At 70.4% G+C, this 20,252-nt stretch carries 17 protein-coding genes and 1 pseudogene; 14 read left to right on the top strand and 4 right to left on the bottom strand.

What is annotated here, in order from left to right; genetic code table 11:
* From PV363_RS05835 to PV363_RS05855, 5 genes and pseudogenes are all read left to right on the top strand, one after another.
* A pseudogene (locus PV363_RS05835) lies at positions 1-378 on the top strand (ATP-dependent DNA ligase); the annotation flags it as partial.
* 3 nt (positions 379-381) lie between these two features.
* Positions 382-1,428: a DNA polymerase IV gene (locus PV363_RS05840; RefSeq protein WP_301021873.1), complete on the top strand. Its 1,047-nt coding sequence runs from the start codon at positions 382-384 to the stop codon at positions 1,426-1,428.
* Between the two features lie 74 nt (positions 1,429-1,502).
* A complete protein-coding gene (locus tag PV363_RS05845) occupies positions 1,503-1,898 on the top strand; it encodes a GntR family transcriptional regulator (RefSeq protein ID WP_301021874.1) in 396 nt (131 codons plus the stop codon).
* On the top strand, positions 1,895-2,806 hold the full coding sequence (locus PV363_RS05850; protein WP_301021875.1) for an ABC transporter ATP-binding protein: 912 nt from the start codon (positions 1,895-1,897) through the stop codon (positions 2,804-2,806). The genes PV363_RS05845 and PV363_RS05850 overlap by 4 nt, the downstream gene beginning before the upstream one ends.
* Positions 2,803-3,558: a hypothetical protein gene (locus PV363_RS05855; RefSeq protein ID WP_220365205.1), complete on the top strand. Its 756-nt coding sequence runs from the start codon at positions 2,803-2,805 to the stop codon at positions 3,556-3,558. Before PV363_RS05850 ends, PV363_RS05855 begins: the two co-directional genes overlap by 4 nt.
* Before the next feature lie 22 nt (positions 3,559-3,580).
* Here the strand turns inward: PV363_RS05855 and PV363_RS05860 are convergent, their stop codons facing one another.
* A complete protein-coding gene (locus PV363_RS05860; RefSeq protein WP_301021876.1) occupies positions 3,581-4,657 on the bottom strand; it encodes an ATP-dependent DNA ligase in 1,077 nt (358 codons plus the stop codon).
* Between the two features lie 4 nt (positions 4,658-4,661).
* On the bottom strand, positions 4,662-6,812 hold the full coding sequence (locus PV363_RS05865) for an MMPL family transporter (RefSeq protein WP_301021877.1): 2,151 nt from the start codon (positions 6,810-6,812) through the stop codon (positions 4,662-4,664).
* An 88-nt stretch (positions 6,813-6,900) separates the two neighbouring features.
* On the opposite strand from PV363_RS05865, the gene PV363_RS05870 reads away from it, so the two are divergent.
* The 3 genes from PV363_RS05870 to PV363_RS05880 are packed head-to-tail and all read left to right on the top strand — an operon-like array spanning position 6,901 to position 9,526.
* On the top strand, positions 6,901-7,824 hold the full coding sequence (locus PV363_RS05870) for an ABC transporter ATP-binding protein (protein WP_301021878.1): 924 nt from the start codon (positions 6,901-6,903) through the stop codon (positions 7,822-7,824).
* Entirely contained in the window at positions 7,821-8,594 is a 774-nt protein-coding gene (locus tag PV363_RS05875) for an ABC transporter permease (RefSeq protein WP_301021879.1), read from the top strand. The genes PV363_RS05870 and PV363_RS05875 overlap by 4 nt, the downstream gene beginning before the upstream one ends.
* Complete coding sequence (locus tag PV363_RS05880) at positions 8,594-9,526, top strand: COX15/CtaA family protein (protein WP_220365209.1); 933 nt, start codon at positions 8,594-8,596, stop codon at positions 9,524-9,526. The genes PV363_RS05875 and PV363_RS05880 overlap by 1 nt, the downstream gene beginning before the upstream one ends.
* A 56-nt stretch (positions 9,527-9,582) precedes the next feature.
* Here the strand turns inward: PV363_RS05880 and PV363_RS05885 are convergent, their stop codons facing one another.
* Together PV363_RS05885 and PV363_RS05890 are read right to left on the bottom strand one after the other, a co-directional pair.
* Entirely contained in the window at positions 9,583-10,488 is a 906-nt protein-coding gene (locus tag PV363_RS05885) for a hypothetical protein (protein WP_301021880.1), read from the bottom strand.
* 138 nt (positions 10,489-10,626) lie between these two features.
* Positions 10,627-11,550 carry a heme o synthase gene (locus PV363_RS05890; protein WP_301021882.1) on the bottom strand — a complete coding sequence of 308 codons (924 nt, stop codon included), beginning with the start codon at positions 11,548-11,550 and terminating at the stop codon, positions 10,627-10,629.
* 266 nt (positions 11,551-11,816) lie between these two features.
* On the opposite strand from PV363_RS05890, the gene tkt reads away from it, so the two are divergent.
* From tkt to pgl, 6 genes are read left to right on the top strand one after another with little or no spacing between them, the layout of a single operon-like run.
* Complete coding sequence (gene tkt / locus PV363_RS05895; RefSeq protein WP_220341572.1) at positions 11,817-13,967, top strand: transketolase; 2,151 nt, start codon at positions 11,817-11,819, stop codon at positions 13,965-13,967.
* A gap of 50 nt (positions 13,968-14,017) precedes the next feature.
* On the top strand, positions 14,018-15,142 hold the full coding sequence (gene tal, locus PV363_RS05900; RefSeq protein WP_301021881.1) for a transaldolase: 1,125 nt from the start codon (positions 14,018-14,020) through the stop codon (positions 15,140-15,142).
* A 19-nt stretch (positions 15,143-15,161) separates the two neighbouring features.
* A complete protein-coding gene (locus tag PV363_RS05905; protein ID WP_220341570.1) occupies positions 15,162-16,802 on the top strand; it encodes a glucose-6-phosphate isomerase in 1,641 nt (546 codons plus the stop codon).
* Complete coding sequence (gene zwf, locus PV363_RS05910; RefSeq protein ID WP_220341569.1) at positions 16,799-18,364, top strand: glucose-6-phosphate dehydrogenase; 1,566 nt, start codon at positions 16,799-16,801, stop codon at positions 18,362-18,364. Before PV363_RS05905 ends, zwf begins: the two co-directional genes overlap by 4 nt.
* A 51-nt stretch (positions 18,365-18,415) precedes the next feature.
* Positions 18,416-19,504, top strand: a complete 1,089-nt coding sequence (locus PV363_RS05915) for a glucose-6-phosphate dehydrogenase assembly protein OpcA (protein WP_220341568.1) — start codon at positions 18,416-18,418, stop codon at positions 19,502-19,504.
* Positions 19,501-20,235, top strand: a complete 735-nt coding sequence (pgl, locus tag PV363_RS05920; protein WP_220345026.1) for a 6-phosphogluconolactonase — start codon at positions 19,501-19,503, stop codon at positions 20,233-20,235. Before PV363_RS05915 ends, pgl begins: the two co-directional genes overlap by 4 nt.
* Positions 20,236-20,252 lie beyond the last annotated feature (17 nt).

Below are 20,252 nucleotides of genomic sequence, written 5' to 3' on the forward strand. Positions count from 1 at the left end.
TTCGTCGACTACAACCAGAACGCCCGCGACCGGACGATCGCCAGCGCCTACAGCCTCCGTCCGAAGCCAGGTGCCCCGGTCTCCACGCCGGTGACCTGGGACGAGCTGGCGACCGTCGACGACCCGCGCGCCTTCAACCTCCACACCGTGCCGCAGCGCTTCGCCGAGCTCGGCGACCTCCACGCGCCGATCGACGACACCGCGTGCTCGCTCGAGCCGCTCCTCGACCTCTACGCCCGAGACGAGGAGCAAGGCCTCGGCGACATGCCGTACCCACCCGACTACCCCAAGATGCCGGGCGAGCCGCCTCGCGTGCAGCCGAGCCGCAAGAACGCCGCCAACTGGACCGACGCCGACGAGGACGCGGCCGGAGGCTGACCGATGTGGGTGCTGCACGTCGATCTCGACCAGTTCATCGCTGCGGTCGAGGTGCTGCGCCGACCCGAGCTCGCCGGCAAGCCTGTCGTCGTCGGGGGACGAGGCGACCCCAGCGAGCGCGGCGTGGTGTCGACGGCGTCGTACGAGGCGCGCGAGTACGGCGTCCGCTCCGGCATGCCGCTGCGGACTGCCGCCAAGAAGTGCCCCGACGCCGTGTTCCTCCCCGTCGACAAGCCCGCGTACGACGCGGCGTCGACGGAGGTGATGGACGCCCTCCGCAGTGTCGGGACGGCCGTGGAGATCTTGGGCTGGGACGAGGCGTTCGTTGCGGTGCCGGACGCCGTCCAAGACGCGGACGGGGCGGTGGCGTTCGCCCGCCAGGTCCAGCCGCGAGTCCTCGACCGGACCAGCCTCCACTGCTCGGTCGGCATCGGCGACAACAAGATCCGCGCCAAGAACGCGACCGACTTCGGCAAGCCCCGCGGCACCTTTGTGCTCACTCGTGACACCTGGTGGGCGGTGATGGGTGAGCGTCCGGCCGACGGCGTCTGGGGCATCGGCGGCAAGACGGCGGCCAAGCTCGCCGCACTCGGTCTGAGCACGGTCCGCGAGGTCGGGGACGCCGACGAGGATGTCCTCGCTGCCGCGTTGGGTCCGACGATGGGACCGTGGTACCGCCGCCTCGCCCGTGGCGTCGACACCTCGCCCGTCGACCCGACGCCGTGGGTGCCGCGGTCGCACGGTCACGAGGTCACGTTCCAGACCGATCTGCGTGATCCGGACGAGGTCGAGGCGGAGGTCCGCAGGCTCGCCGCCCTCGCAGCGCGCGACGTGGTCGAGGACGGGCGACCGGCGGTCCGGGTCCGCCTCAAGATTCGCTACGTCCCGTTCGAGACCCGGACGCGCAGCACCACGCTCGCCGGGCCGACGTCCGATGCCGCAGTGATCGCGGACGCGGCCGCCTCGCTGCTCGAACGCACCGACCGGACCCGAGCCGTACGCCTCGTCGGCGTCGCCGCGGAGATGGCCCCGCCCGGCGACCACGACTGAGCACCAGGCCTTGCCTTCCTGTGAGGTTGTGTGGTTCATTAGTCCAGTAATGAACCACGGGAGGTGAGCGGAGCGTGTTCGACGGACCGGAGCCGATCTACATCCAGATCGCCGACCAGATCCGCGCACAGATCGTGAGCGGCGACCTGCCTGAGGAGTCACAGGTGATGTCCACGACCCAGTACGCGACGACCTTCCGCATCAACCCGGCGACGGCGGCCAAGGCGTTCGCGATCCTCGTCGACGAGGGCCTGATCGAGAAGCGTCGCGGTCTCGGGATGTTCGTGGCGGTCGGCGCGCACGACCGGCTCGTCAAGGAGCGCCGCGACACCTACCTCGAGCGGGTGTTCCGACCCGCCGTCGAGCAGGCCGACCTGCTCGGCATCCCGCGCTCGGAGCTCATCGGCTATCTCGACGAGCACCCGGAGACCCTCCCCGCCCCTCGCGTCGCAGAAGGTGAGACACGATGACCACCCCGTACGGAGCCGAGCTGACCGACGTCACCGTCAGGTACGGCCGCCGCCGCACCGACGAGGCCGCCCTCGACCACGTCAGCTTCACCGTCCGGCCCGGCACGATCACCGGGCTCCTCGGGCGCAACGGCGCCGGCAAGTCGACGGCGCTGTCACTCCTGGCGTCGCTGCGGCGACCGACCTCCGGGACGGTGCTGGTCAACGGCGTTGATCCGTTCGAGGACGCCGTCGTCATGGCCGGCGTCCAGCTCGTCCGCGAGTCCGGCGACGTCCTCGGGGACACCTCGATCAACGAGACGCTCGGCTACTACGACGAGCTCCGCCCGCACTGGGACGGTGACTACGCCCGCGCACTGCTCGACCAGTTCGACGTCGACCCCCGTACGACACCCGCCAGGCTGTCACGCGGCAAGAAGTCGGCGCTCGGCTGCATCGTCGGGCTCGCCAGCCGGGCGCCGCTCACGATCTTCGACGAGTCCTACCTCGGCATGGACGCGCCAAGCAGGTACGCGTTCTACGACGCGCTGCTCGACGACTACACCGACCACCCCCGCACGATCGTCGTGTCGAGCCACCTGATCGAGGAGGTGGAGCGGCTGTTCGAGGACGTGGTCATGCTCCACCGTGGCCGCACCCTGGTCTCGGAGACGGCCGACGCCCTCCGGAGCCGTGCGGTGAGTCTCGTGGGTCCGAGCACTGCCGTGAGCAAGCTCGCCGACGAGCACCGCGTCCTGGCGACGCGCAACCTCGGCGGCACCACGCAGCTCACGCTCGAAGGCAGCCTCGAGCCCGCCGAGATCGCGCTGGCCCGGGATGCCGGGATCGAGATCGCCCGGGTGTCCATCCAGGACCTCTTCATCCACCTCAGCCAGGAACCCGATCCCATGAAGGAGGACGCGCGATGAGCGCCACCGTCTCCCCCGTCACCGCCCAGGCGCAGGAGCAACGCGGCACCGTCACGAGCGCGTACACGCTCTTCTTGGGCACGTGGCAGATCGGTGCCTACTTCTGGATCGCCGTCGCGACGATCACCGTGGCCGTCGCCTACGTCATCGACCGGTGGGGCGACCTCGAGTCCAGCACGGGCGACGGGTTCCTCGGCTCCGCGCCCGCCTTCCTCGGGGTGATGGGCCTCATCATGCCCCCCTCGATCCTCACGCTCCACGTCGTGGGAGGCGCGACACGTCGGTCGCTCTTCCGAGGCACGATCGTGGCCGCCGTCGGCCTGGGCATCACCTTCGCCCTCCTTGGCGCGATCGGGATGCTGGTGGAGTCACTGGTCCTGGATGCTCTCGACCTGCCGACCGTGACTCTCGACGCCCACCTCTACGACTCCTCGGGCGACTTCTTCGGGATCTGGCTGTCGTGGTCGCTGAGCGGGCTCAGCTACTTCCTCGGCGGCGCCGCGATCGCCTTCGGCTACTACCGGTGGGGTGCTCTGCTGGGCACGGTCCAGACGATCGGCGTCGTGCTGCTCGTCCTCGGCGCCGACATGCTGATGGGCGGCGGACCCTCTCCCCAGGTGCTGGGGGGCGTCGAGTCGCTGTCGGCCGTGTTGCTGGTGCCCCTCTCGCTGCTGGCGAGCGCCGTGGTGGCGCTCATCCTCTACCTGACCCTGCGCGACATCCCGCTCAAGGGCAACCCCGCCAGCAGCTGATCGGTCGGCTCAGCCCAGCACGTCACCGAGGTCGTACGAGGCGACCTCCTCGAGCTGCTCGTACGTGCACGACTCGGGGTCGCGGTCCGGCCGCCACCGCTTGAAGCGGGCGGTGTGCCGGAACCGCGTCCCTTCCATGTGCTCGTACGCCACCTCGGCGACGAGCACGGGGTTGATGGGCACGAAGGACAGGTCCTTGCCGGCGCTCCACCGGCTCTGCGCTCCCGGCAGCCGGTCCCCGGCCTCGTGGGGCCTCGGCCTCGGCCCACCGCCCCCACGGGTGCTCCGAGACGGGCACCGCGAGGCGGTCGAGCTCGGCCGCCAGCTCCGCCCGCCGTGATGCGGTGAAGGCCGCACACACGCCGACGTGCTGGAGGACGCCCTCGTCGTTGTAGAGCCCGAGCAGCATCGAACCGAGCAAGGGCTTCTCCGGCGTCGAGGTCTTGTGGAGCCGGTAGCCGGCGATGACGGCGTCCGCCGTGCGCTCGTGCTTGACCTTGAGCATGGTGCGGGCGTTCTGCTCGTACGGCGCCCGCAACGGCTTGGCCACCACACCGTCGAGCCCCGCCCCCTCGAACTGCCCGAACCACTCCTCGGCGACGGCGGGGTCCAGCGTGGTCCGCGTCGTGTGCACCGGATCGCTCGCATCCTGCAGCGCCTCGACGAGACGGGCGCGGCGCAGCTCGAACGGCTCCCCCGTCAGGTCGTCGTCACCGAGGGCGAGCAGGTCGAAGGCGACGTACGACGCGGGCGTCTGCTCGGCGAGCAGAGCGATCCGTGAGGCCGCCGGGTGGATGCGCTCCTGGAGGACCTCGAACTCCAGCCGACCGTCGACGGCCACGATGATCTCGCCGTCCAGGACGCATCGTTCGGGCAGGTTCTCCCGGAACGCGGTGACGAGCTCGGGGAAGTAGCGCGTCAGATCGCGCGTGTTGCGGCTCGTCATCTCCACCGTGTCGCCGTCGCGGAAGACGATGCAGCGGAACCCGTCCCACTTCGGCTCGTACGACAGCCCGCCCTGGACCTTGCTGGGATCGGGCACTCCCTTGACCGACTTCGCCAGCATCGGGCGCACGGGCGGCATCACGGGCAGCGGCATCGCGTCACCTCTCTCGGGTCAGGCGGTCGGAGCCGACGTCGACCGACTCATCGGCGTCACCGGCGCGCGCCTCGTCGCCGTGGCCGGGCCACCAGGCGGTGTGGCCCAGCAGCGCCGTCAGCGACGGGGTGAAGAACATCGACATCACGAACGCAGCGACAAGGATCCCGAACGAGATCGCGAAGCCCATCGACACCAGCAACGGGTTGCCTCCGAGCATGAGCGCGGCGAAGGATCCCGCCAGGATGAGGCCCGCCGCGGCGATCGTCGGACCCGCGTGGCGTACGGCCCAGGCCGCGGCCGCGTGCGGGTCCCGGCCTTGGCGGGACTCCTCTCGCAGGCGGGCGATCATCAGGATGTTGTAGTCGGTGCCCAGCGCCACCACGAAGAGATAGATGTAGATCGGCAGCATGAAGATGAGGCCGTCCTCGCCTCGGGCCACCTGGAACACGAGCACGGTCGCACCGAGCGTCGCCCCGAAGCCCAACCCGACCGACGCCATCAGATAGAGCGGCGCGACGAGGCTCCGCAGCAGGAGCCCGAGGATCACCATGATGAGCAGCGCGGCGACCGGGAAGACGACGGAGTAGTCACGGCTCATCGCGTCCTGCAGGTCGACGAAGATCGACGTCGTCCCGCCGACGAGGGCCTCCGAGCCGTCTGGCGCGGCGTCGTGAGCGGCCGTACGGATCGGCCCCTCGACGTGCTCCATCGCGGCGTCCGACATCGGGTCGTCCTCGAGCGTCACGACGAACAGCGCGGCCGAGCCATCGGCGTTCGGGACCGGGTCCGCCACCTGAGCGACCCCGTCGGCCCCTGCCAGCACCGCGCCGAACGGGGCCAGGTCAGCCTGCACGATCGGATCGCCGTCCGTACTGCGCAGAATGACCGTCTGCGGGGCGGTGGCGCCCGCCGGGTAGCCCTCCAGCATGCGTTCGCTCGCCACCATCGACTCCGCGTCGTCGGGCAGGCTCAGCTGGGAGAAGTCGAACGACGGCTTGAAGCCGAACGCGAACACCGCGAGTGACGCCAGCAGCAGACCCGAGGCGAGCGCGAACCTCCCCGGGTGTCGACCAAGGGAGTCGCCGATCGCCGCAAACCGGGCATTCTTCGGCTCGGTCTTCCAGGCCTTCGAGGGCCAGAACACCTTCGTCCCCAGGAGCGAGACGACGGCCGGGATGAGGGTGAGCGCGGCCACGACCGTGACCGCGACGGCGATCGCGAGCGCCGGGCCGATCGAGCGGAAGATGCTGAGGGAGGAGAGCAGCAACGCGAGAAACGCCACGATGACCGCTCCACCGGCCGATGCGATGGCCTCGCCCGCGCGCTCGATCGCATGCACCATCGCCGCCTTCGGCTCCTCCCCGTCTCGCAGCCGCTCCCGATAGCGGAACATCAGGAAGAGGATGTAGTCGGTGCCGATGCCGAACAGGACGACGATCAGGATCACCGTGATCGACGAGTCGGCCTGGAGCCCGAAGGCCTCGTTGGCGATCGAGATCAGGCCCGTCGCCACCTGGGAGATGATCGTGATCACGAGGATCGGGAGCAGCGCGATGATCGGGCTGCGGAAGATCACCAGGAGCAGGACGACGATGAGACCGATCGTCGCGATGCCGACCGCGGCCTCGGCGTTGCCGGCCGACTCCTCGGCGTCGAGGTTCTGGGCGATCGAGCCGGTGACCCCGACACGCAGGTCGGTGTCCTCGACGGCCCCATCGACCTGCTCGCGCAGGTCCCGGGCGCTGTCGGTCAGCGTGGTGTCGAACGGGTCGGTGCCCTCGGTGAGTCCCGCGGTGATCGTCTGGACGAGGCCGTTCTCCGACGGCGGGTTCGCCCGGATGTCTGCGAGGTGCTCGATGTCCGCGGCGCTCAGGTCGTCGGCGAGGGCCCCGACCGCTGCCGAGTCCTCGGCCGTGAGGGGCTTGCCGTCGGCGCGGTCCACGACCACGATCGCCGCGGGCTCGGTGTCGGCCAGCTCGGGGAACGCGTCGGCCTGCGCCTCCAGCGCCTTGATCGACTCGTACTCGCGAGGCAGGAAGTCCGCCTCCTCCGAGGTCGACTGCAACGGCGGCGCAAGCGCCACCACCGTGACCGCAAGCACGATCCACGCGAGGATCACCTGCCACGGGTGCCGGACGACGTACCGTCCCATCCTGCTGAACACAGGGCCCTTTCTCCGGGGACGCCCCGGCGGCAGCCCCAGCAGCCCCTATCGAACACGAGAACTTTAGACTGGGCCAGTGAATTCCCTCGCCGTGGAGGTGGCCGGCCTCGTCATGCGCTACGGCGACACGACGGCTGTCGACGGCCTGAGCCTCACCGTCGAGACCGGCACGGTCACGGCCGTCCTCGGTCCCAACGGAGCCGGCAAGACCACGACGGTCGAGACCTGCGAAGGCTATCGGCGCCCCCAGGCCGGTACGGTCCGCGTCCTCGGCCTCGACCCGGTCCGTGACGCCGCACGTCTGCGTCCGAGGGTCGGCGTGATGCTCCAGAGCGGGGGCGCCTGGTCGGCGGCGTACCCCCACGAGATGCTCCGCTACGTCTCCCGCCTGTACGCCGACCCGCTCGACGTCGACTCTCTGATCGAGCGCCTGGGCCTGGGGGGCGTCGGCCGCACCCCGTACCGACGCCTGTCCGGAGGCCAGCAGCAGCGCCTCGCCCTGGCGACCGCGCTGGTGGGACGCCCCGAGCTGGTGTTCCTCGACGAGCCCACCGCCGGCCTGGATCCTCAGGCCCGGCGCTCGACGTGGGAGCTGGTCGACGAGCTCCGCGCCAGCGGCGTGACCGTGGTGCTCACCACCCACTTCATGGACGAGGCAGAGCGACTCGCCGACTGGGTCCACGTGATCGACCACGGCCGTCTCATCGCCTCCGGCTCCCCGAAGCACCTCACCAGCGAGGGTGCCGAGAACACGATCCGCCTGAGCGCGCCGGCGGGGATCGACACCGCCGGGCTCGTGACGGCGCTCCCCGCCGGGTCGCAGGTCGTCGAGCAGAGCCCAGGCGTCTACCTCGTCTCGGGCACGGTCGACCCTGCGCTGCTGCAGGGGGTGACGGCATGGTTCGCGACCCAGGACGTCCTGCTCGACGAGATCGCCGTACGCCGCCGTACGCTCGAGGACGTCTTCCTCGACCTCACCGGACGGGAGCTCCGCTCGTGAGCCTCGACTTCGCGCCTCGGCCCGGTGCCGCCCCCGTCCCCCGCATGGTCCTCGCGCAGACCGTCATGGAGACGCGCCTGCTGATGCGCAACGGTGAGCAGCTCCTGCTCGCGCTCGTCATCCCCCTGCTGCTGCTGGTGGCAGGAACGGAGGCGACCCGCATCGTCGACCTCGGCCCCGGGCGCCCGATCGACATCGTCACTCCGGGCGTGCTCGCCCTCGCGATCCTGTCGTCGTCGTTCACGTCGTTGGCCATCGCGACCGGCTTCGAGCGACGCTACGGCGTCATCAAGCGCCTCGGCAGCACCCCGCTCCCCCGCTGGGGCCTCCTCGTCGGCAAGATCGGGTCGGTCCTGCTCGTACAGGCTGCACAGCTCGTGATCCTGGTGCTCGTCGCCCTCTGGCTCGGCTGGGAGCCCGACGGGGGCGCCGCGGCGTACGCTTGGATGGTGGTGCTGGCGCTGCTCGGCACTGCGGCCTTCGCGGCCCTGGCGCTCCTGCTCGCGGGGACCCTGCGGGCGGAGGCGACGTTGGCCGTCGCGAACCTGGTCTACGTGCTGCTCCTGGTGGGCGGTGCGGTGCTGGTCCCCCTGAGCCGCTACCCAGATGCGGCCCAGACCTTCTTGTCGGTGCTGCCGACCGGCGCGCTGTCGGAGGGCATGCGGACCGTCTTCGACGGGAGCGCGCCGCCCGTCTCCAGCATCGTGGTGCTCGTGGTCTGGGCGGGAGTCGCCGCAGCAGCGACCGCTCGGACGTTCAAGTGGGAGTGATGACGTTGATCGAGAAGTTCCGCAACCCCACCGACGGATTCGTCCGTGGCTGGGCCTGGGCCTCGCTGGTCGCCAACATCGGCATCATCGTCACCGGCGCGGCCGTCCGCCTCACCGCCTCCGGGCTCGGATGCCCGACCTGGCCGCGCTGCACCGACGCTTCTTTCGTTCCTCACGACGAGCTGGGCGCCCACGGCCTCATCGAGTTCGGCAACCGGCTGCTCACCTTCGTGCTGGTCGCGGTTGCGATCGCCACGTGGTTCGCGGTCCGTGCCTGGCGACCCCGGCGCCCGCACGCCGTGCTGGTTGCGACCCTGATGGCCCTCGGGATCTCCCTGCAGGCCGGCATCGGGGGCATCACGGTGCTCGTCGACCTCAACGCGTGGGTGGTCGCCATCCACCTCGCCGTCTCGATCGGCCTCGTCAGCCTGTCCACCGTCCTGCTGCGCGAGACGTCGTTGCCGCCCGGTCCGTCGGCCGACCTCGTCCCCTCGCCGGTCCGCGTGCTCGGCTGGCTCACGTACGCCGTGATGTGGGCAACCGTGATGATCGGCACGGTGGTCACCGGAGCCGGTCCCCACGCAGGCGACCCGGACACGGCCCGCAACGGCTTCGACCCGGTGTCGGTGACGCAGCTGCACGCCGATGCGGTGTTCCTCCTGCTCGGCCTCTCGGTCGGGCTCCTGCTCGCGTACAAGGCCGTCGGTGCTCCGGCGACCGCGGTCCGCGCGGCTGTCGTGCTGCTCGCGGTGGAGCTCGGGCAGGGCCTGATCGGGTTCGTGCAGTACTTCACCGATCTCCCCATCGTGCTGGTGGGCCTGCACCTGCTCGGAGCGGGCATCCTGGCCGCGGCAGCGACCTGGGCCACGCTCGAGTCCCGCGGCCGCGCCTCCGTCCCCACCACGCGTACGCCCTCCCCCACGGGCGCTTAGGCGTTGCGTATCGACATCGCGCCCAGGAGATGGTCGCAATGTCGATACGTAAGGCATCAGGTCCCGTCCCACCCGGCGCTCTGCAGCAGCCGTCTCAACTGGTCCCCGACCGCGGCGGGCGTACGACGGATGGCGTAGGACGTGAAGACCGCCGTACGCCGCCCCGAGATCAGCAGCTCGTTGCCGCGACCGGCGTCGGCGTCCCACCTCCTCACGTCGAGGTGCGGGATGCCGTGGATCTCGCAGCCGACCCCGTACTCCTCCCAGTCGACGTCGAGGTAGTAGCGCCTGTCGTTGCGCACCACCGCACGCTGCCGAGCCGGCAGCGGTAGACGGTAACGCGCACGGATCGCGTCGAAGTCACGCTCGGGCAGCGACTGGATCCCGCCCGCGGCGTCGAGGTACGACTCCACCACGAGGGCACGGTGCCGACACGCTCCCCGTCGCGTCATCGCGTCGCGGAGGTCGCTCGTCCGGACCACGCGCTGCTGCGCCGCGGCGAGCACGATCGCCCTCGCGTAGCGCTCGTTGTCGGTCCAGCTCGCGAAGTCGAGCACGCTCCGGGCCGGCCGGGTCCGCGGAGGGAATCGGGCCGGGTTGACGTCGCGGTGGTCGAGGTAGGCGCTCCAGTGGACGACGATCCCGCCGATCGAGGGCCGGCGGGCGCCGATCGGGACCGAGACGTACGTCGCGTCGGTCTCGAACCCTGTGAGCCCGTCGTACGCCAGAGCGCTCGGTCCTGCGAGGACCGCACCGGGCGAGCACGAGAGGAGACGGACCATCGTGGTCTGCTCCGCGGTGAGGGGCCCGTTGTGGAGCACGACGACGCCGCGGTGCGGTCGCTGCCAGACGTCGGCATAGACGCGCGAGCGCACATGGGCTACGCCGAAGAGCGCTGCGGCCTGTGCGGAGGTGAGGACGCCATGCTGCGCGTCGACGACGGCAGAGGTGATGTCGGTCATGGACCACAGGTGGGTCCTCAGGGCGCGTACGGGCCCCGCCGGTCCGGCCGCTGGGGAGACTGAGGCGTTGTGTATCGACGTTGCGCCCGTGAGGTGGTCGCGATGTCGATCCGCAACGCCTCAGCGCACGTCAGGGCGTCAGCGCAGGAAGGGGTCGACCGCAGCGCCGACGAACAGCAGCGCGAGATAGGCGTTGGACCAGTGGAACAGCCGCATCGGCTTGAGCACCGACAGCTCCGAGCTCTGCCGTGCCCGAGCGAGGAAGAGGTGCGCCTCGAGCAGGAACGCCGCGCCGAGAACCACCGCGACCGCGGGATAGAACCAGCCGGTCGGCGCGATCGGCCACAGCAGCAGCGAGGTCGCCACCATCGCGTACGAGTACGCGAGCATCTTGCGCCCGACCACGGTCGCCGGCGCGATCACCGGGAGCATGGGGACGTCGGCCCGCGCGTAGTCCTCGCGGTAGCGGGTCGCGAGCGCCCAGGTGTGCGGGGGCGTCCAGAAGAAGACGACCGCATACATCACGACCGGCGCCCAGGCCAGCTCGTTGGTGACCGCCGTCCAGCCGATCAGGGTCGGGAAGCATCCGGCGAGGCCGCCCCACACGACGTTCTGGGCCGTACGACGCTTGAGCAGCATCGTGTAGCCGACGACGTAGAAGACGTTGGCCGCGAGAGCGAGACCCGCGGAGAGCCAGTTGACGAAGAAGCCCAGCCACAACGTCGAGATCACGCCGAGAGCGAGACCGAAGACGAGTGCGGCCTGCGTGGTCACCGCGTGGCGCGGCAGCGGACGGCGACGCGTGCGACGCATCTGCTGGTCGATGTCGGCGTCGAAGACGCAGTTCAGGGCGTTGGCCGACCCCGCCGACAGCGTGCCACCCACCAGGGTGGCCACCACGACCCAGAGGCCGGGGACACCCTGGGCGGCGAGGAACATCATCGGCACGGTCGTCAGGAGAAGCAGCTCGATGATGCGCGGCTTCATCAGGCCGACGTAGGCGGTGACGACGTCAGCGAGACGGGGACGACCGTTCGACGGGTGCGAGGAACGCTGGTGCACAGCGCTCAGCTCGGGGTCGATTGCGGTCACGCCGCGAGTCTAGTCACGTCGCGAAGCGACGCACGCGCGGGTGCATGGTGCCCGCGCGTGACGTGACGGCGACCACGGTCCCAGCCCGCAATCTCATGACCGGGAGCCGATCCGCGAGAACGATGGGGCACGAGTAGGCTCACACCCGAGACCTGTCCGTGATCCGGCGACTGCGCCGTGCGACATGGCAACGCCGCGCCGGGGACCCCGCACCACCGTACGAGGAGCACGCCGACGTGAGCACCAAGCTGGAGTGGACCGAGCTCGACCGCAAGGCGGTCGACACCGTCCGCGTCCTTGCGATGGACGCCGTCCAGAAGGTCGGGAACGGCCACCCAGGGACCGCCATGAGCCTCGCGCCGGCGGCGTACCTGCTCTACAACAAGCTGATGCGGCACAACCCCGCCGACCCCGACTGGGCGGCGCGCGACCGCTTCGTGCTCTCGTGCGGTCACTCCAGCCTCACTCAGTACATCCAGCTCTATCTCGCCGGCTTCGGGCTGGAGCTGGCCGACCTCGAGTCGCTGCGCACCTGGGGCAGCCGGACGCCGGGGCACCCCGAGTTCCGTCACACGCCGGGCGTCGAGGTCACGACCGGTCCGCTCGGGCAAGGCGTCGGCAACGCCGTGGGCATGGCGATGGCCGCGCGGCGCCGTCACGGCCTGCTCGAGCCCGACGCCCCGATGGGCGAGGGCGTGTTCGACCATCACGTGTATGCGATCGCCTCCGACGGCGACATGCAGGAGGGCGTCGCCTCCGAGGTCAGCTCCCTCGCGGGCACCCAGCAGCTCGGCAACCTCACGGTGATCTGGGACGACAACCGGATCTCGATCGAGGACGACACCGCGGTCGCGTTCAACGAGGACGTGCTCAAGCGCTACGAGGCCTACGGCTGGCACGTCCAGATGGTCGACTGGACCCACGACGGCACCGGCTACACCGAGGACGTCGAAGCCCTCTGGGAGGCCCTCCAGACGGCACGGTCGGTCACCGACCGGCCGAGCTTCATCGCGCTGAAGACGATCATCGCGTGGCCCGCACCCGACAAGCAGGGCACCGGGGCCTCGCACGGCTCCGCCCTCGGGGCGGAAGAGGTCGCGAAGACCAAGGAGATCCTCGGCTTCGACCCCGACAAGACGTTCGAGGTCCCGCCGGAGGTGATCGAGCACACCCGCAAGACCCGTGCTCGCGGTGAGCAGCTGCAGGCCGAGTGGGACGAGCTGTACGCCGCGTGGCGTGAGGCCAACCCGGAGTCGGCCGCCCTGTTCGACCGCCTGAACGCTCGCGAGCTCCCCGACGGCTGGGACGCCGACCTCCCGACGTACGAGGCCGACCCCAAGGGTGTCGCCACGCGCGTCGCCTCCGGCGCCTTCCTGACGGCGGCGGCACCGGTGCTGCCCGAGCTGTGGGGCGGCTCGGCCGACCTGGCCGGGTCGAACAACACGACACCCAAGGGCCAGCCGTCGTTCCTCCCGCCCGAGCACGCGACCAAGATGTTCTCCGGCGACTGGTACGGCCGCGTGCTGCACTTCGGCATCCGCGAGCACGGCATGGGCGCGATCCTCAACGGCATCGCGCTGCACAGCCCGACCCGCCCGTACGGCGGCACGTTCCTCGTGTTCTCCGACTACATGCGGCCTTCGGTGCGCCTCGCGTCGCTGATGCAGCTCCCCGTGACCTACGTCTGGACCCACGACTCGATCGGGCTCGGTGAGGACGGCCCGACCCACCAGCCGATCGAGCAGCTCGCCTCGCTGCGGGCGATCCCGGGACTCGACGTGGTCCGTCCTGCCGACGCCAACGAGACCATCGTCGTCTGGAAGAAGATCCTCGAGTCCCCGACGCACCCCGCCGGCCTCGCCCTGAGCCGCCAGAACCTCCCGGTGTTCCCGCGGGGTAAGGACGGCTTCGCCCCCGCCGAGGAGGCGGTGAAGGGCGCCTACGTCCTGCTCGACACCGAGGGCGATCCCGACGTGGTGCTGATCGCGACCGGCTCGGAGGTGCAGCTGGCGGTCGCCGCACGTGAGACGTTGGCGGCGGAGGGCATCGCGGCACGCGTCGTGTCGATGCCGTGCCGCGAGTGGTTCGACGGACAGACCGAGGCCTACCGCGACTCGGTCATCCCGCCGCACGTCCGCGCACGCGTCAGCGTCGAGGCGGGCATCTCCCAGGGCTGGCGCGAGGTGGTCGGCGACGCCGGCCGCACGGTCAGCCTGGAACACTACGGCGCCTCCGCGGCGTTCCAGACGTTGTACGACGAGTTCGACATCACCGCCGAAGCGGTCGTGAGCGCGGCCAAGGAGAGCATCGCCGCCTCGGGTCACACCGGTGGCGTCGGCGTGTTCGCCAAGCCGATGCAGACGATCCTTCCGCAGACCAATCACTGAGCGGGTCCGCACCGGGCGCGCGGCGCCCACCGAAGACGGAGGAGAGCGCGATGACAGACCGACTGAAGGCACTCAGCGACGCAGGAGTGTCGATCTGGCTCGACGACCTGTCCCGCGAGCTGACCGAGACAGGTGAGCTGACGCGACTCGTCGACGAGGACCACGTCGTGGGTGTGACGAGCAACCCGACGATCTTCGCCTCGGCGATGAAGGCGGGTGAGCGCTACGAGCCGCAGCTCGACGAGGGGCTCGCCGCCGACCCGGACACGACGGTGGCCGGCGCGGTGTTCGAGCTGACGACCACCGACGTCCGCCAGGCGGCGTCGATCCTGCGCCCCGTCTACGACGCGACCGACGGCGTCGACGGCCGTGTGTCCATCGAGGTGGAGCCGTCGCTCGCCTACGACACCGACCAGACCATCGCCACGGCCCGCAAGCTGTGGGACAAGGTCGGTGAGCCCAACGTCTTCATCAAGATCCCGGCGACCCGTGAGGGCATCCCGGCGATCGCCGCCACGATCGCCGCCGGGATCAGCGTCAACGTCACTCTGCTGTTCGCGCTCGAGCGCTACCGCGAGGTCCTCGACGCCTACGCCTCCGGGCTCGAGCATGCCCTCGCGGACGGGGTCGACATCTCCGACGTGCAGTCGGTGGCGTCGATCTTCGTCAGCCGCATCGACAGCGAGGTCGACAAGCGGCTGGACGACATCGGCACGTCGGAGGCGATGGCGCTCAAGGGCAAGGCCGGCGTCGCCAACTCGCGACTCGCGTACGCGGTGTACGAGGAGTTCTCGGCGTCCGACCGCTGGAAGGCGCTCGAGGCGCAGGGGGCGAACCGGCAGCGGCCGCTGTGGGCCTCGACGGGCGTGAAGAACCCCGACTACCCGGACACGATGTACGTCACCGAGCTGGTCGGTCCGAACGTCGTCAACACGATGCCCGGCGCGACGCTGCGTGCCTTCGCCGACCACGGCGAGGTGACCGGTGACACCCTCACCGGCACGAAGGCCGACGCTGAGCAGGTCGCCCGGTCGTTGACCGAGGTCGGGATCGACCTCGACGACGTCATGGACACCCTGGAGTCGGAGGGCATCGACAAGTTCGAGTCCTCGTGGACCGACCTCGTCCGGACCGTCCAGGACCAGCTGACCGCCGCCCGCGCACGCCGCGGCTGACCACCTCAGGAGCGAATCGGTGCAGAGCGACGACGCAGCATCCCCGGCCGGCTTCGAGCTCGGCCTCGCCTATCCCGACGAGAAGGCCCTCGACGCGGCCATCGACGACCTGGTGTCCAACCGGGTCGCGAGCCGCGTCGCCGGACACGACGCCACCCTGTGGGGTCCGGACGCCGAGGAGGAGGCACGCAAGCGGCTCGCGTGGACCGACCTTCACGTCACCTCGGTCCCCCTCGTCGCGCAGGTCACGTCCCTGAGGGACGAGCTGCGCAGCGCCGGACTCGACCGCGTCGTGCTGTGCGGGATGGGCGGCTCCTCGCTGGCGCCCGAGGTCATCTGCGCCACGGCGGGCGTGCCCCTGACGGTCCTGGACTCGTCCGACCCCGACATGGTGCGCGAGGCGATCGACGACGACCTCGAGCGCACGGTCGTGGTCGTCTCCAGCAAGTCGGGCGGCACGGTCGAGACCGACAGCCAGCGACGGGCGTACGAGCACGCGTTCGAGGTGGCGGGCATCGACCCCGCCACCCGCATCGTGGTCGTCACCGACCCCGGCTCGCCGCTCGACGTCGAGGCGACCGAGAAGGGTTATCGCGTCTTCCACGCCGACCCCGACGTCGGCGGCCGCTACTCGGCGCTGACGGCGTTCGGCCTCGTTCCGAGCGGGCTGGCCGGCGCCGACGTCGGTGCGCTCCTGGAGCAGGCTGACGAGATCGCCGAGGACGTCGCCGCCGACGACGCTACCAACCCGGCGCTGGTCCTCGGAGCTCTCCTCGGTGTCGCCAACGCCGACGGCGCCGACAAGCTGGTGCTGGCCGACGCGGGCTCGACCAACGTGGGCTTCGGTGACTGGGTCGAGCAGCTCGTCGCGGAGTCGACCGGCAAGCAGGGCAAGGGCATCCTTCCGGTCGTCGTGGGGCCGCCGGACGCACCCAACGCCGATGCCAGCACCCGTGACGAGGTCGTCGGGATGATCGGCCCGATGAGCGACGACCACCCCCAGGCCGCATCGGGATACGGCTTCGCGGTCGACGCTCCTCTGGGTGCGCTCTTCCTCCTGTGGGAGTACGCGACTGCGATCGCCGGCCACCTGATCGGCATCAACCCGTTCGACCAGCCCGACGTCGAGAGCGCCAAGCAGGCGGCGCGCGAGATGCTCGAGGGCTCCTCCGAGGGCCCGGTGGCCGTCTTCTCCGACGGCGGGGTCACGGTGTACGACTACTCCGGCTGGCTTCCCGACGACACGACCACCGTGCGGGAGGCGGTGGCCTCGCTGCTGGACGAGCTCGATCCGGAGCGTGGCTACGTCGCCGTCCAGGCCTACCTCGACCGCACGCGCGAGACCGGCCTCGCCGACGCCCGCGACGTGCTGGCGAGCCGGACCGGCCGGCCGACGACGTTCGGCTGGGGGCCGCGGTTCCTCCACTCGACGGGCCAGTACCACAAGGGGGGGCCCACGACCGGTGTCTACCTGCAGGTGACCGGAGATCCCGACCAGGACCTTGACGTCCCGGGACGGCCGTTCACGTTCGGCGAGTTCCTGATCGCCCAGGCCGTCGGCGACGCCGGAGTCCTCGCCGGTCACGGACGGCCCGTGCTGAGGCTGCACCTCGACCGCTCGGAGGCTTCACGCGGCACGCTGCGGGAGGCGCTGGAGTGACCCGCGAGCGGCGGAACGGCCCTGCGCCGTACGTCAACCCGTTGCGGCAGCCGGAGGATCGCCGGCTGCCGCGTATCGCGGGTCCGAGCTGCCTGGTGATCTTCGGTGTCACGGGTGACCTCTCGCGCAAGAAGCTGATGCCTGCGGTGTACGACCTCGCCAACCGCGGTCTGCTCCCGCCCGGCTTCTCGTTGGTCGGGTTCGCCCGGCGGGAGTGGGAGGACCAGGACTTCTCGCAGGTCGTCTACGAGTCGGTGAAGAAGTACGCGCGTACGGAGTTCCGTGAGGAGGTCTGGGCGCAGCTGTCCGAGGGCTTCCACTTCGTCCCCGGCTCGTTCGACGACGACAAGGCCTTCGAGCACCTCGTCTCGACCGTCCAGATGGTCGACCGTGAGCGCGGCACCGGTGGCAACTACGCCTTCTACCTGTCGATCCCTCCCGGCTTCTTCGCCACGGTCATCGGACAGCTCAAGAAGCACGGGCTGGCGCAGCCCGCCGGCGACTCGTGGCGCCGAGTCGTCATCGAGAAGCCGTTCGGCCACGACCTCGAGAGCGCCATCGAGCTCGACGACGTCGTCTCGGACGTCTTCCCGCCTGAGGCGGTCTTCCGGATCGACCACTATCTCGGCAAGGAGACCGTCCAGAACATCCTGGCGTTCCGCTTCGCCAACGAGCTGTTCGAGCCGGTCTGGAACGCCCACTACGTCGACCACGTGCAGATCACGATGGCGGAGGACGTCGGCATCGGGGGGCGGGCCGGCTACTACGACCGCATCGGGGCCGCCCGCGACGTCATCCAGAACCACCTTCTCCAGCTGATGGCGCTGGTCGCGATGGAGCCTCCCGTCTCGTTCAGTGCGCGCAGCCTGCGCCTGGAGAAGCAGAAGGTCCTCGCCCAGGCACGGCCGCCGCAGCGCATCGACCTCCACACCGCTCGCGGGCAGTACACCGCCGGCTGGGCCGGGGGCCTGAAGGTCAAGGGCTACCTCGACGAGCAGGACATCCCGGCAACATCGGCCACGGAGACGTACGCCGCGATCCGCCTCGACATCGAGACGCGACGGTGGGCGGGCGTGCCGTTCTACCTGCGCACCGGCAAGCGGCTGGCGCGCCGGGTCACCGAGATCGCCGTCGTGTTCAAGCGTGCGCCGCACCAGCCGTTCGCCAAGTACGACACCTCCGAGCTCACCCAGAACGCCGTGGTCATGAGGATCCAGCCGGACGAGGGCGTGACCGTGCGGTTCGGGTCCAAGGTCCCGGGGACCGCGATGGAGCTGCGCGACGTCAACATGGACTTCGCGTACGGCGGCACGTTCGTCGAGTCGAGCCCGGAGGCCTACGAGCGGCTCATCCTGGACGTGCTCCTCGGTGATCCCCCGCTCTTCCCCCAGCAGGAGGAGGTCGAGCTCTCGTGGAAGATCCTCGACCCGATCATCGACTACTGGGCGGAGCAGGCCGAGGAGGGCATCAGCATGCCGGAGCCGTACCTCTCCGGCGGCTGGGGACCGGCGTCGGCCGACGCCATGCTCGAACGGGACGGGCGGTCCTGGCGGCGGCCATGACGACGTTGCGCCAGCCCCAGCCGTGACACGCGACGAAGAGCGAGGACAGCGATGAAGGTCGATCTGAACGACACCAGCGCGAGCGCCGTCGCCTCGGCGCTGGTGAAGGCGCGCATCGCCGCCGGGAGTCCTGCCATGGGGATGGTGCTCACGCTCATCGTCGTCACGGACGAGGCACGGTACTACGACGCGATGCGGGCCGCCCGGGTGATCTCGCGCGAGCACCCCGCGCGCGTCCTCGGCGTCATCCTGCGGTCCAAGCGCGGCCCCGCGAGCCTCGACGCGCAGGTCCGGATCGGCAACGACAGCGCCGGCGAGTCGATCATCCTCCGGATGAGCGGTGAGCTCACCCAGCACGCCGAGTCGGTCGTCCTGCCGCTCCTGCTTCCGGACTCCCCCGTCGTCGCCTGGTGGCCCGGTGCGGCGCCCAAGGCTCCCGCGCAGGATCCGCTCGGCTCGCTCGCGACGCGGCGGATCACCGATGCCGCCGCCGCACGCACCCGCCACGCCGCTCTCGTGCGGGTCGCCCGCGCCTACCAGGCCGGTGACACCGACCTCGCGTGGACGCGGCTGACCCCGTGGCGCGCGCTCCTGGCGGCTGCCCTGGACCAGGTCGAGCTGGTGGTCACCGGCGGGTCGGTCGTCGCCGAACGCGGCAACCCCAGCGCTGACCTGCTGGTCGCCTGGCTCGAGGCCCGGCTCAAGGTGCCGGTCCAGCACTCCGTCTCTCGGGGCCCCGGGATCACGGAGGTCCGTCTGCACTCGATCATCGGCGACATCGCGGTGCTCCGGCACGACGGCCGCCACGGTGTGTTCATGGTGCCGGGTGAGGCTGACCGGGCCGTCGCGCTCAAGCGTCGGACGACAGCCGAGCTCCTGGCCGAGGACCTTCGTCGCCTCGACGAGGACGACGTCTATGCCGAGACGGTCCAGCGCCTGCTGCGCCGTGAGGACGGTGCCGTCGGCCGGTCCTCGAAGACGTCGGGGCGCTCGAAGCCGTCCGTCGACGCGCCCAGCGACCCGGCGGCCTCGGGGGCGAAGACCAAGAAGTCGGCGGCCACGAAGGCGTCAGGCAAGAAGTCGGCGGCCAAGAAGGCGCCCGCCAAGACCACCCCCCAGCGGACGGACACGACACGGTGAACGACGACCCCGAGATCCTCATCGACAATGATGCCGACCAGCTCGCCCGCAGCATCGCCGACCAGCTCGTCTCGACTCTCGCTGCGCTCCAGTCGCAGGGCCGGGTGCCGGCGATCGTCCTCACCGGCGGAACGATCGCCGACAAGCTGCACCGTGCGGTCGCTGCGCGAGCCCAGGACGGTCGCGTCGACTGGTCACGCGTCGAGATCTTCTGGGGCGACGAGCGGTTCGTCGCGGCCGACAGCGACGACCGCAACGAGCGACAGGCCCGCGAGGCGCTCCTCGACCACGTCGCTGTCGACGAAGCACGGGTCCACCCGATGGCGCCGGACGACGGCACGGTGTCCCTGGATGAGGCTGCTCAGCAGTACGCCGAGGTGGTGCGCGACCGAGTGTTCGACGTCGTCATGCTCGGCGTCGGCCCGGACGGCCATATCGCCTCGTTGTTCCCCGGCAAGCCCACGCTCGCCATCGACGATCGGGACACCGCGAGCGAGAGCGACTCCCCCAAGCCGCCGCCGGCGCGGGTCACGCTCACCTATCCGGCACTCAACCGGGGCCGGGAGGTGTGGTTCCTCGTCTCGGGTGACGGCAAGGCGTCCGCGGTCGCACGAGCACTCACCGGCGACGACGTCCGCCAGACTCCAGCGGCTGGGGTGACCGGCACCGAGCAGACGCTGTGGATGCTTGACGAGGGAGCTGCGTCTGAGCTCCCCGACCACCTGCGCTGAACAAGGGGGCCGTGTCG

It is taken from the genome of Mumia sp. (assembly GCF_028803055.1).
Taxonomy (GTDB): Bacteria; Actinomycetota; Actinomycetes; order Propionibacteriales; family Nocardioidaceae; genus Mumia.